Below are 12,216 nucleotides of genomic sequence, written 5' to 3'. Positions count from 1 at the left end.
TATAGGAATGTCACTTTTAATTTTTTTATTTCTTGTATATTTCAATTTTCTTTATTTTATCATGTTTATAAATGATAAATAACTTTATTTGATTTTTCTTATCTTTATACATTATAGTATTAAAGCCTTTGCGCAACTTTTTTTGTTTATAACGTGTCCCTAGTGTCTGTGTAACTTTTTCAATATTATTATTGATAGTTCCATTAAAATTAGTTTGCACTGTAATATCGTTAGTTAAGGCTATACCTTTAAGTTGTGGATCCTTTTTACTCACTTTGAAAATTAAATTAGGATGCTCTCTTTTGGAATAAAGACGATATCTTTTTAAAATGACTTCGTCTTTTTCAACATATTCATAAATATTAATTTCAGACCCTATTTTGACACGATTAATAGATAGTTTTGATAAATCGGTCGTGTTTGCTTGCTTTGTATAGTTAACCAGTAACAATGTCCCTAAAGGCATTGTTATAAACATACAGAATATAAGGCCCTTAAGTAGTCTATGCATTTTCAATGTTGTTACCACACCCTACTTCACTTATTAAATATAGCATAGGTATTTGTTACTTTCATCCTTGAAGAAAACTTAAAACATATTACTTTTATATGTATTAATAATTTTCCTTCATATTAAAATATTGATATAATAATATCTAATCAATTAAAGGGGGAACTATTATGACAAGTTTAGAAACTTATTTCAAAAACAGTCAACCGCTTGATCAATATATTGAAGCTATGACTGAAAACAAAGAGAATTTACTATCAATATATAATTCATTCTCAACACCAGAGGATGATAGTCGTCTTGAAAAAATTAAAGCATCAAACTATAGTAAAGTCTTAGTTATCACTGAAGACTGGTGTGGAGATGCTATGATGAACCTCCCTATTCTTAAACATATTAGTGAAACATTAAATATAGAAGCTCGTGTCTTTCATCGTGATGAAAACACTGACTTAATCGATCAATACTTAACAAATGGTACTGCGAGATCTATACCTATATTTGTATTTTTAAATGATGATTTTGAACAGCAAACAGTTTGGGGACCTCGCGCAAGACAAGTTCAACATTTTGTAGAGGAAACACGTTCCAAACTTCCTGCAAAAGATGATCCTACATTTGAAGATAAATCGACTGAATCATATGCAATCATTTCTAATCGTTTTAAAACAGACTCACAAATGTGGAAATATGTTTATGATTCAATTCTAGATAAGCTAATTATAAATTAATAAAAGACGTATGAATTAAGGTGTTGTAACCGTTAATTCATACGTCTTTTTTTTGACTCAATCTTCGGTTATCTTTATTTTAAATATCTTTTTTAGATACATAGAATATATTAACTACGAATAGAACTACAATCGAGGCTGAAGTAATAAACCACTGCCAATTAGAGAAAGTGTAATCACCAGCTGTCGTTTTTGAAGTTAAGTAACTAAATGGAATATATTTCAAGGCATCTTGAATATTGTCACCAAATTTAGGAATCATAGGTATAAATGGTTCGGCAAAAGGAACAAGTAATATTAAGAATATACCTAAAGTAAAGATCAATGCTGTTTTTGGTACAATTAAAGAAAATAAATATAATAATAATCCAAAGAATAAATGGAATAGAATGAAGAACCAAAGTAACTCAAATATTTTATCAACGTTTATATTTTTACCGTCAACAATTTGTTGTACGATTAATACAAATCCAACAAGTATTGCCGTAATAATTATTGCAATCAGTATAATTGAAATCACTTTTGCAATAACATAACCTACACGACTTGATGTTTTATTCATATATAATTGAATGGTACCTTGTGAAATATCACGTGTGATTGTCTTAATTACAAATAGTAAGCCCATAATAGAAAAGAACCAACTACCTATAGAAAGCAACATATTGCCGTCTATTTTATCAGTTTGCTGAACAAATAAAACTGTAAATCCAATTAGTGGAAGTATTGTTAAAAGTAATGCTAAATATGTTAATGGACTTCTAATAATGCTATAAATATCATATTTTACGAGTTGTAAACTATTCATTATTGGCCACCTTTCTGATTAATATTGAAGTAAGTATCACGTAAAGAACTCTTACGTGTTTCAATAAATTTAGGGAAAATATCGATATCTGATAAACCTTTAAGCACTTTTTGATAACTTAATTGTGCTTTAATAATGATTTCTCCATTTTCTCTCTTAGATTGAATTACATCAAAATTTTCATTTAAATATTCTAAAGCACTATTGAAATTATTTTGTTCTACGATTAAAACTGTAGAATCTGTTGGTGTTCCTTCTTTCATATCAACATCTTGAACAAATTTACCATCACGTAAAAATACCGCTCTATCGCAAATTAATTCAATATCCTCAAGTTTATGACTAGAAATCAAAATTTTCATATCCAGTTCTTGCACAAGTGATTGAATTGTTTTCAATACATCAATTGAACCGTCAGGGTCCATACCATTTGTTGGTTCATCTAAAATGAGGTACTTGGGTTTGTTCATTAATGAAACAGCAATGGCTAACTTTTGTTTCATTCCCATTGAATACTTTTTAACTTTTTTCTTCGCATAAGGTCTCATACCAAAAGCATCAATAATTTGGTTTGCATATTTTTTATCAAACCCATTACCTAATACATTGGCAAATAATTTCAAATTATATAAACCTGATTTATTATCATACAACTTAGGATGTTCAATAAGGTAACCGATATTGTCTTTACTATCTATCTTTACCTCCCCTTTGTATTTGATAATATTTTCGTTCATGACTTTCATTAATGTTGTTTTACCGACACCATTTTTACCAATTAAACCTACGATTTGGCTTTGTCCAAAATCAAAATTGATGTGGTCTAAAACATTGTTACTACCATATGTTTTTGTTATATCTTTTAATTGCATAAATGCGCCTCCTTTTATTATTAAATTATTTTTTTATATTGAATCATATAGCTAGCTACAAAGCAAAAAATACTTAAAGTTAAAAACCCATAATTAAAAATAGTTTCAAAATAATTTAATATACCCAGACTATAATTAAATAATGTACATATTCCAACTACAAGTAGCACAATTATAACAGGTATTAAAATAACCATCGTGAGTAAATAAATTAAATAAGAAATGTAATCAGCTTTTTGTTCTGTATATTTTTTGAAAGCTATAGGTACTGCAAAGAAATTTACTGCAATGTATGAGAATGGCATTGAAATGTTAAAATTAATGTTACTTGTTGATATATTAGAATTCGGCATAGTATATAAAGATAAGACTGCTGCCCCAAGTAATGTAAAAATAATAACTGTTAAATAATTAGCATTCAATAATGACCTTTTAGAAACTGGTAAACTTCCAAAAAAGTCATAAGCCATTCTGTGCCCAAGCTTACTATTAAAACGAAAAACATGTCCAGAATCTAATATAGAAACAAAAAGTAATATCATCGCAACTGCAGAATATAACGCATTAGTTAAAATACTATTAGGTATTGTGATTAATTGCAGTGGAGAAAACAATAATAAGATTGCATATATTACGATTGTCCACTTACGTAATTTTAAATTTCTAATAAGTAAATTTTTCATCTAATGCCCCCAGTTGTTAAGTTTCATAATTTTTTTGTTCAGTCTTCTGGGTTCCTTTTTCAAGGTAAACCATTAATTCTTCAATCGTTGGCTTAGTTATTGCAACCTTGTTTCCTAAAATTTCATGAAATATATGAGCATACTCTGTAAGCGCGATATATCCTGTTCGGTTTTCTTCTATATAATATGTTAATTGAATCAATTCTTCGTCTAATTGTTGCATATCACCTTTAACTACTTTGAATCTATTTAAAATATCATCTAAAAATTGATTCAGTACAATTTCACTATCTTTTATATACACTAAATAATCAGCGATTTTTTCCAAATCAGAAATGATATGCGTGGAAATAAATACTGTTTTCTTTTCATCAATGAGTTCTTTTTGAATTACATCCAAAACTTCGTTTCGAACGATCGGATCTAACCCTGATGTTGGCTCATCTAAGATAAATAATTCAGCATGATGACTAAAAGCAATAGCAATAGACAACTTCATCTTCATACCAGTTGAGAATGTTTTGATTTTCTGCTTATCAGGTAAATCAAATTTTTCAAGATAATATGTAAATATTTGATGATCCCATGTACTATAAAATGGCGAAACATACTGTTCAATTTTTTGAATATTCCATTTATCATTGAGATACAGCTCGGAATAAACGAAACCAATTTTATTTTTTATAGCTTCAGGGTGTTCTTTCATTTTTTGATTAAAGATTAACACATCGCCACCATCAGGCTGAATTAAATCCATAATCATTCTAATAATGGTTGTTTTACCAACACCATTCGCACCAATAAATCCAGTTATAAATCCTTGAGGAACACGAAAACTAATATCATTTAACTTGAATTTTTTATACTGATAATCTACAGCATTTAATTCGATTGCGTTCATTCATCGTCCTCCTCAAAAATCATCACTAAAATTTCTTGTAATTCTGAAAGTGGCATGCCTATGGTTTTAGCTTCTTTGCTTATTGATTTAGCAAGTGTTTCAATCACCATGAACTGTTTTTCTTTTAAAATTGAACTATCTTGCTCTTTCACATATGTACCCTTACCTCTAATAGTAAATACAAAACCATCTTTTTCTAAATCTTCATATGCGCGTTTTGTTGTTATAACGCTAACGCTCAAATCATGTGCTAATTCTCTCATCGAAGGTAAGTGTTCACCAGGAGCAACGTATCCTTTCAAAATATTTTCTTTGATTTGTTGCTTAATCTGTTCATAGATTGGCTGTTCACCACTATTTTTCAAAAGTATTTTCATGGACGTCCTCCCTCACAACTGTGTATATACACTATACACAATGTATGTACAGTTGTAAAGTATAAATTTATTCAAACACCCATATAAGTAACCATTAACATAAAAAAAGCTATAAGTAAGATTTTGCATATCGCTTCATCTCTCTTATAGCATGTTCAACAATGTTATTTATTCTGTTTATCTTTTTTCTTACGCTTATTATTACGATCAATAAAAGCGCAAACCATAAACATAATTGCAGCAATTAATAATTTAACACCAGAATCTTCATGACCTATAGCCTGTAAATAATAGCCTACAACGAGTAATATCATTGCCATTATGACAAATATTTTAGTTAAATGTTTCACTCTCTTCACCTCAAACAATATCATTGTATCAAACTTTAGCGTTAATTTCTAAAAGCAATTCATTTCAGAAAAATTCTTGCTAATTATGTAACTACTTTTATGATTCACATTTAAATATATTGTTTGCAGTCTATTACCTATGATGATAAAATTGTAATTGTATCCACGGATTATACTACACAACCCCAAGTCTGCGTCATCAGACTTGGGGTTTTTTGTGCAAGGCCACCTATTTGTCCTTCCATTTACGCTCTAACCAAACACGGAATACAACAAGTAAGCTACCTGTTAATAAAGTTGTAATCATTTCTTGCCACCACGCTATCATACTACACCTCCCACAGAAAAAGTGCCATGTAGGATTTTTTTGATGGCCTATCCGTATTCTAACATAAAACGGAACGTATGTTCGTATAAATAACTAAATTTTGAAATTTTCTGTCTAAAACAGTCACAAGACTTTAATTTTATGCTATTTCGAGATAATATAAGGTTATCATTGAAAAAGTAAAGAGAGGTTGACCAACTATGAATCCTTTAGCTTTAGATTTAAACGAACAATTATCTAAATCAAATCCAGAAGTTGCAGACATGCTTTCCGACCTAGGAAAATTAATATATTACCCGAAAGGTATATTATCCCAATCCGCGGAAGCAAAATCCACACAATATAATGCCACGATAGGAATGGCAACATATAAAGATAGCAAGATGTACGCAAATACTTTAAATGACGTCTTCGATCATTTAGAGCCAGATGAAATCTTCCCTTATGCTCCACCACAAGGTTTAGAATCTCTTCGTGATTTATGGCAACAAAAAACATTAAAAGAAAATCCAGATTTAGATGCAAAAGACATGACAAGACCAATCCTTACTAATGCTTTAACACACGGCTTATCATTGGTCGGTGACATGTTCGTCGATAGTGGTGATACACTCTTACTTCCAACGCATAATTGGGGCAACTATAAACTCGTTTATAGTACAAGACATAGTGCTGAAATTGAAACCTATGATATTTTTGACGAAGCAGGACATTTTACAACAGAAAATTTAGTTAATACTCTAGAAAATTATAATAAAGACAAAGTCATCTTAATATTAAATTATCCAAATAACCCAACTGGTTATACACCAACAAAAGATGAAGTTCATACTATTGTTGCTGCAATAAAATCATTAGCAGAACGTGGTACAAACGTCATTGCTTTAGTTGACGATGCATACTATGGACTCTTTTATGAAGATGTTTATACACAGTCATTATTCACTGCATTAACGAATTTACATTTAGACAACTTATTACCAATTCGTTTAGATGGCGCCACAAAGGAATTCTTTGCATGGGGCTTACGTGTAGGTTTCATCAGTTTTGGTGTTGGAAACGATACAACAAAACAAGTTTTAGAAGCTAAAATCAAAGGATTAATTCGAAGTAACATTTCAAGTGGCCCATTACCTTCGCAAAGCGCAGTTAAATACGTGCTCGAAAATCACGAAACTTTTGATAAAGAAATTCAACATAATATCGACACGTTACAAGCTAGATATGAAGTAACAAAATCTGTTGTATATGATGAGAAATATGCATCATATTGGCAAGCTTATGATTTTAACTCAGGCTATTTTATGGCGTTACAAGTTAAAGACATTGACCCTGAAGAGTTACGTCAACACTTAATTAATAAATACTCTATTGGCATCATTGCCCTTAATACAACAGACATTCGTATTGCTTTCAGCTGTGTAGAAAAAGATGACATTCCACATGTATTTGATTCTATCGCTAAAGCAATTGAAGATCTAAAAAACTAAATCAAATAAAAAAAAGGATGAAATCGCTGTATACATGTGATTTCATCCTTTTTTTATATTAACGTTGCTGTTTCAATACACGTGCCATTTCTTCAATTTTACCGGCATGTAGTGGTACATGAATTGCATTTAAAACTAACAATTCATCTAACGTACTACAACCAGCAATCGTTTCGGTTAATTCAACTTCTAATTGTTGGTCAGTTAATTTTTTTGCACGTTCAGGTAACGTTTTTAAATTTTTGATAATTTCATCCACACTTGGGATATCTTCGTCGCCCCAATTAGCTGGATGAGAACCATAGCCAAATAAGCGTGTATATTTTTGGATGTCTACTTCATTTTGTTCACATAAAGATAATGCAGATTCAAAAATAGTTAACACGTGACCATATTGCCAATGTAACGTATTAGGGAAGAGTTCACTTTCATTATCTAATATACTTTCAATGTTCCATTTGTCATAGTCTGATATTAAATAATTAATACCTGTATCAATCACATCGTACACTGATTTTTTTGTCATAGTTAATCTCCCTTTCTTAAAAAACTTCACATAAATAATAATTATAAGTAGCAAATAATATTTATGCTTACTTTCTCTACCCTCAATAAGTTATTTTTACTCACTTAATACGTTTATATCAATAATTTTTTCATTATACATGTTAAATAATGCTATAAGTCACTTTCAAATTCAACTGTTTTATTTTAGTATTTAATGATTAAACCTTACTAAAGTACAGTGTATTTTTAATCATCCCATTTTGAACGTAGGACACAAGCTCAAAAATTTTTTTGAGGATATTCAAGCTCACAATATTTCACAACATCAGATTTAATATTGCCAAAAGTTGCTACAGGTTTATGCTTAAACCCTTCATAAAAAAGACGCCTTCCACTAAGTTTAATAACTTAATAAAAGACGTCTTATAAGTATTACTAAAATACTCTTTTTTTATAAACTTTATTTTAAAAGTTTATAATCTATTACATCATACCAGGCATGCCGCCCATACCTGCTTGAGCATCATTACTGCTTTCTTCAGGAATATGCGCAACAACCGCTTCAGTTGTTAAGAACATTGCTGCTACACTTGCTGCATGTTGTAAAGCTGAACGTGTAACTTTGGTTGGATCAACGATACCAGCATCCAGCATATTCACCCATTCATTTGTAGCGGCATTAAAACCAATACCTACATCAGCATTTTTAAGTCTTTCAACAATAATCGAACCTTCTAAACCAGCGTTTTCTGCAATTTGACGAACTGGAGATTCTAATGCTTTTAACACAATATTGATTCCTGTTGCAATATCGCCTTCAGCTTCAATTTTAGAAACTTTATCGTAAATATTCATAAATGCTGTACCGCCACCGGCTACAATACCTTCTTCAACAGCAGCTCTCGTAGAGTTTAAAGCATCTTCAATACGTAATTTACGTTCTTTTAATTCTGTTTCACTTGCAGCACCAACTTTAATTACAGCTACGCCTCCAGCTAATTTAGCTAAGCGTTCTTGTAATTTCTCTTTATCAAATTCAGAATCCGTTTCTTCAATTTGAGATTTGATTTGGCTTACACGTGCATCGATATTATTTTGGTCTCCATTACCATCAACCACTGTTGTATTATCTTTAGTGATTTCTGCTTTGCTTGAAGTACCTAACATATCAATTGTTGCATCTTTTAAATCCAAGCCTAAGTCATCAGTAATCACTTGTGCGCCTGTTAAGATAGCTAAATCTTCTAACATCGCTTTACGACGATCACCGAATCCAGGTGCTTTAACTGCCACTGCAGTGAATGTACCGCGCATACGGTTTAATACGATGTTTGTTAATGCATCACCCTCTACATCATCTGCTACGATTAGGATAGGTCTGTTAGATTGAACAACTTGTTCTAATAACGGCAGAATATCTTGGAAAGATGAAATCTTTTTATCTGTAATTAAAATATATGGTTTTTCAAGTTCTGCAACCATTTTATCTGAATCAGTTACCATATATGGAGATTGGTAACCACGATCAAATTGCATACCTTCAACGACTTCAAGTTCAGTATTAAAACCACTTGATTCTTCAATTGTAATTACACCATCGTTACCTACTTTTTCCATTGCTTCTGAAATATATTTACCAATTTCTTCATCAGCTGCAGAAATTGATCCAACTTGCGCAATTTCATTTTTATTATCTACGTTTTGAGAAATTTCTTGTAATGCGTCAATAGCTACGTCTACAGCTTTATCGATACCTTGACGTAAACCTACAGGATTTGCGCCACTTGTTACGTTTTTCAAGCCTTCTTGTATCATTGCTTGAGCTAATACTGTAGCTGTAGTTGTTCCGTCACCTGCGATTTCATTTGTTTTGTTGGCAACTTCTTGTACTAATTTCGCCCCCATATTTTCATATGGATCTTCTAATTCAATTTCTTTTGCAATCGTAACACCGTCATTTGTGATTAGTGGTGATGTATATTCTTTATCTAATACAACATTACGCCCTTTTGGTCCAATTGTAACTTTCACGGCGTTAGCTAATTTATCTACACCTCTCAACATAGATTGACGTGCGTCTTCAGAAAATTTTAAATCTTTCGCCATATTACTTTACCTCCATGATGTTCGTATTATTTGTATATTTTTTAGTTTTAATTTTGATTATTCTTCTATTACTGCTAATATATCGTCTTCGTTAACGATTAAGTATGTGTCGTCCCCACGCTTAACTTCAGTTCCAGCAAATTGTTGGAAAACAACATTGTCGCCTTCATTCACTTCAGGAGCAACTCGAGAACCATCTTTTAAAATACGTCCTGCACCTACTGCAATTATCGTACCTTCATTTGATTTCTCTTTAGCGCTATCAGTTAAAACGATACCGCTTTTAGTTGTTTGCTCTTGTTCTGTTTTTTGAATAATTACTCGGTTACCTAATGGCTTTAACATTGATTGTTCCTCCTTAAAATACTAAAATTTTTAGCACTTAAACATTGTGAGTGCTAATACACTTTCTATAATAATCAAAGTTGGTCAATATTTCAAGTTAAAACTATTATACTAAATTTTGTGTGAACAGCAATTTTACGATAAAATAGAGTATATTCTAATTTTTGGAGGTTTATTATGTCTCGTTTATGGGTGTCCATTTTGACATTAGTTATATATGGCCTTGCACAGTTTGGTCCGATTCTTCTACAAATGGCAGGCTTATTTAACAATTTAAGTGGCAAGGAAATACTCTTTGCTAATATTTATACACAAGTGATTTTGTTTATTATAGCTACTTTACTCATCATACTAATAAACTTTTTCATTACCAATCCTACACAACTAGAGCTACAGCCTAAGGAAAAGAAAAGATATGTTATCCTTTGGGCAATCGTAGGTTATATGATTGTTATGATTTATCAAGTTGTTGCAGGAATGATAAATATGCATGTATTCGGCGCACCTCAATCTAGCTCTAATACGGAAAGATTGATGAAAATAGCACAAGAAATCCCGACATTCATCATATTAATTTCAATTGTAGGTCCAATTCTAGAAGAATTCTTATTTAGAAAAGTGATATTTGGTGAGTTATACAATCTATTGAAAGGCAATAAAACTTTTAAATTTCTCATTGCTGGAATTGTAAGCTCCATCATTTTTAGTGCAGCACATGGAGATCCATCATTCTTTATCATCTATTTCGGTATGGGCTTTATTTTCTCAGCATTGTATGTATATACAAAACGTATATGGGTTCCTATCCTTGTACACATGATGCAAAATGGCTTTGTCGCCATTGTGCAAATTTACTTTGGTCCTGAAAAAATGAAAGAACTACAAGAATCTGCATCGTTTATATTTAACTTTATGTTTTAATTAAATTTTAAGTTATATAAAATAAATGGAAGAACTCAATGTTTATTACATGAGTCCTTCCATTTTTTATTTGTCTATGACAAGTTAAATGTCAAAAACTATTAATTTTCTTTTTTGTTTCTGCGATAAACAAAATAACCTACAACTATACCTATAAAAATCATCGTTATTGCAGTGATTAAAGCAAATAATGTCCGTTCGAATTTAATATCAATTGTGTCTTTTGATTTCTTGTTGTTTGTATGCGTCATTTCTTCATCACTACTTGAATGATATTCGTATTTTCCAGATGTGTCACTTTTGTTTTCTGGTGTTTTTAAGTCAGGCATAGAACCTATTTCGCCAGTAATTAATGCCAAAACTTGCTTATCTAAATTTTTATAGTAATTTCTTGATTTTAATGGGTTGAAATATTGAAATTTAAAATAATTTGTTCCCTTTTGTAACTCATTTAAAAATGAATTATCTGCAAAACTTTGACGTCTTATAATAGAAGAAATATCTTTATCAGATACACTATCTACATTATTATTAAGCTGTTTAACTTGGTTCAAAATAAAAGGATTGTATTTAAAAGAACCTGTAGACATTTGATTAAATCTATTAACTAATTTGCTGTCACCTCGATTTGAACTTTGACTTTTTTTCTCCGTCGTCAAATCTCCATAAGTCGTATCATTACTGTTATCCCCTGCAATATTTTCATTAGCTTGTGCATATTGCTTGTTTGTATTTTGATTCCTACCATTACTTAAGTTTGAAGATGTGTGTTCATTTTTAGAACTGACCGAGTTTGAATGATTCACTGAATTATCTGCTGAATTACTTTTACTGCCCTGATTTTGTTGGATAGATTCAGAAGGTATGTTAGGATTCGGTGATTTATTAGGCTTTGGAGATTCCGTTGCGTTATCTTCTCGTCCTTCACTCGGTTGCTCTGGTTTAGGTTTTTCTGTTGAACTTCCTTCACCATTTTGCGTTTTATCAGGGTTTGACGGTTCTGTTGAATTATCGTCTCCGTCTTCACTTGGTTGTTCTGGTTTAGGTTTTTCTTCTGAGTTACCTCCGCCACCTTGTGGGTTATTCGGATTTGATGGTTTCGTTGGATTATCGTCTCCGTCTTCACTTGGTTGTTCTGGTTTAGGTTTTTCTTCTGAGTTACCTCCGCCACCTTGTGGGTTATTCGGATTTGATGGTTTCGTTGGATTATCGTCTCCGTCTTCACTTGGTTGTTCTGGTTTAGGTTTTTCTTCTGAGTTACCTCCGCCACCTTGTGGGTTATTCGG

General features: G+C 31.3%; 15 protein-coding genes. 3 read left to right on the top strand and 12 right to left on the bottom strand.

What is annotated here, in order from left to right; all coding sequences use genetic code 11:
- Positions 1–25 precede the first annotated feature (25 nt).
- Positions 26–478: a hypothetical protein gene (locus ACA31_RS09310; RefSeq protein WP_253721386.1), complete on the bottom strand. Its 453-nt coding sequence runs from the start codon at positions 476–478 to the stop codon at positions 26–28.
- Between the two features lie 203 nt (positions 479–681).
- Here ACA31_RS09310 and ACA31_RS09305 point away from each other — a divergent pair, with 203 nt between their 5' ends.
- A complete protein-coding gene (locus ACA31_RS09305) occupies positions 682–1,242 on the top strand; it encodes a thioredoxin family protein (protein WP_057513056.1) in 561 nt (186 codons plus the stop codon).
- 79 nt (positions 1,243–1,321) lie between these two features.
- Here ACA31_RS09305 and pmtD read toward each other — a convergent pair whose 3' ends face one another.
- From pmtD to ACA31_RS13515, 7 genes are all read right to left on the bottom strand, one after another.
- Entirely contained in the window at positions 1,322–2,050 is a 729-nt protein-coding gene (pmtD, locus tag ACA31_RS09300; protein WP_057513055.1) for a phenol-soluble modulin export ABC transporter permease subunit PmtD, read from the bottom strand.
- On the bottom strand, positions 2,050–2,922 hold the full coding sequence (gene pmtC, locus ACA31_RS09295) for a phenol-soluble modulin export ABC transporter ATP-binding protein PmtC (RefSeq protein WP_057513054.1): 873 nt from the start codon (positions 2,920–2,922) through the stop codon (positions 2,050–2,052). Before pmtC ends, pmtD begins: the two co-directional genes overlap by 1 nt.
- 20 nt (positions 2,923–2,942) lie before the next feature.
- Positions 2,943–3,605 carry a phenol-soluble modulin export ABC transporter permease subunit PmtB gene (gene pmtB, locus ACA31_RS09290; RefSeq protein ID WP_057513053.1) on the bottom strand — a complete coding sequence of 221 codons (663 nt, stop codon included), beginning with the start codon at positions 3,603–3,605 and terminating at the stop codon, positions 2,943–2,945.
- Between the two features lie 16 nt (positions 3,606–3,621).
- Entirely contained in the window at positions 3,622–4,506 is an 885-nt protein-coding gene (gene pmtA, locus ACA31_RS09285; RefSeq protein ID WP_057513052.1) for a phenol-soluble modulin export ABC transporter ATP-binding protein PmtA, read from the bottom strand.
- Entirely contained in the window at positions 4,503–4,883 is a 381-nt protein-coding gene (gene pmtR, locus ACA31_RS09280) for a PSM export ABC transporter transcriptional regulator PmtR (protein WP_057513051.1), read from the bottom strand. The genes pmtA and pmtR overlap by 4 nt, the downstream gene beginning before the upstream one ends.
- 164 nt (positions 4,884–5,047) lie before the next feature.
- On the bottom strand, positions 5,048–5,233 hold the full coding sequence (locus ACA31_RS09275; protein ID WP_057513050.1) for an SE1626 family protein: 186 nt from the start codon (positions 5,231–5,233) through the stop codon (positions 5,048–5,050).
- Between the two features lie 229 nt (positions 5,234–5,462).
- Positions 5,463–5,558, bottom strand: coding sequence for a Trp-rich small protein (locus tag ACA31_RS13515; RefSeq protein WP_253721387.1), 96 nt, complete (start codon positions 5,556–5,558; stop codon positions 5,463–5,465).
- Between the two features lie 203 nt (positions 5,559–5,761).
- Between ACA31_RS13515 and ACA31_RS09270 the strand changes: the two genes are divergently transcribed.
- Positions 5,762–7,051, top strand: a complete 1,290-nt coding sequence (locus ACA31_RS09270) for an aminotransferase class I/II-fold pyridoxal phosphate-dependent enzyme (RefSeq protein WP_057513049.1) — start codon at positions 5,762–5,764, stop codon at positions 7,049–7,051.
- Positions 7,052–7,109: 58 nt separating this feature from the next.
- Here the strand turns inward: ACA31_RS09270 and ACA31_RS09265 are convergent, their stop codons facing one another.
- From ACA31_RS09265 to groES, 3 genes are all read right to left on the bottom strand, one after another.
- Complete coding sequence (locus tag ACA31_RS09265) at positions 7,110–7,577, bottom strand: bacillithiol transferase BstA (protein WP_057513048.1); 468 nt, start codon at positions 7,575–7,577, stop codon at positions 7,110–7,112.
- Positions 7,578–8,041: 464 nt separating this feature from the next.
- The gene (groL, locus tag ACA31_RS09260; RefSeq protein WP_046466286.1) at positions 8,042–9,664 is read right to left on the bottom strand and encodes a chaperonin GroEL; all 1,623 of its coding nucleotides are present in this window, start codon (positions 9,662–9,664) and stop codon (positions 8,042–8,044) included.
- A gap of 57 nt (positions 9,665–9,721) precedes the next feature.
- The gene (gene groES, locus ACA31_RS09255; protein WP_057513047.1) at positions 9,722–10,009 is read right to left on the bottom strand and encodes a co-chaperone GroES; all 288 of its coding nucleotides are present in this window, start codon (positions 10,007–10,009) and stop codon (positions 9,722–9,724) included.
- 177 nt (positions 10,010–10,186) lie between these two features.
- On the opposite strand from groES, the gene mroQ reads away from it, so the two are divergent.
- Positions 10,187–10,930: an intramembrane glutamic endopeptidase MroQ gene (gene mroQ, locus ACA31_RS09250; RefSeq protein ID WP_057513046.1), complete on the top strand. Its 744-nt coding sequence runs from the start codon at positions 10,187–10,189 to the stop codon at positions 10,928–10,930.
- 101 nt (positions 10,931–11,031) lie between these two features.
- Here the strand turns inward: mroQ and ACA31_RS13295 are convergent.
- A partial coding sequence (locus ACA31_RS13295; RefSeq protein ID WP_253721385.1) for an SdrH family protein occupies positions 11,032–12,216 on the bottom strand: 1,185 nt, incomplete at its 5' end.

Origin of the sequence: Staphylococcus sp. NAM3COL9 (assembly GCF_001431205.1) — a bacterium.
Lineage (GTDB): Bacteria > Bacillota > Bacilli > Staphylococcales > Staphylococcaceae > Staphylococcus.
This window is presented reverse-complemented; position numbering and strand designations above follow the sequence as displayed.

Excerpts from the sequence above, each read along its gene's own strand:
- mroQ (WP_057513046.1), top strand. The coding sequence starts at position 10,187 with ATGTCTCGTTTATGGGTGTCCATTTTGACATTAGTTATATATGGCCTT.
- groES (WP_057513047.1), bottom strand. The coding sequence starts at position 10,009 with ATGTTAAAGCCATTAGGTAACCGAGTAATTATTCAAAAAACAGAACAA.
- pmtR (WP_057513051.1), bottom strand. The coding sequence starts at position 4,883 with ATGAAAATACTTTTGAAAAATAGTGGTGAACAGCCAATCTATGAACAG.
- groL (WP_046466286.1), bottom strand. The coding sequence starts at position 9,664 with ATGGCGAAAGATTTAAAATTTTCTGAAGACGCACGTCAATCTATGTTG.
- ACA31_RS09305 (WP_057513056.1), top strand. The coding sequence starts at position 682 with ATGACAAGTTTAGAAACTTATTTCAAAAACAGTCAACCGCTTGATCAA.
- pmtC (WP_057513054.1), bottom strand. The coding sequence starts at position 2,922 with ATGCAATTAAAAGATATAACAAAAACATATGGTAGTAACAATGTTTTA.
- ACA31_RS09270 (WP_057513049.1), top strand. The coding sequence starts at position 5,762 with ATGAATCCTTTAGCTTTAGATTTAAACGAACAATTATCTAAATCAAAT.
- ACA31_RS09265 (WP_057513048.1), bottom strand. The coding sequence starts at position 7,577 with ATGACAAAAAAATCAGTGTACGATGTGATTGATACAGGTATTAATTAT.
- pmtD (WP_057513055.1), bottom strand. The coding sequence starts at position 2,050 with ATGAATAGTTTACAACTCGTAAAATATGATATTTATAGCATTATTAGA.
- ACA31_RS09310 (WP_253721386.1), bottom strand. The coding sequence starts at position 478 with ATGTTTATAACAATGCCTTTAGGGACATTGTTACTGGTTAACTATACA.
- pmtB (WP_057513053.1), bottom strand. The coding sequence starts at position 3,605 with ATGAAAAATTTACTTATTAGAAATTTAAAATTACGTAAGTGGACAATC.
- pmtA (WP_057513052.1), bottom strand. The coding sequence starts at position 4,506 with ATGAACGCAATCGAATTAAATGCTGTAGATTATCAGTATAAAAAATTC.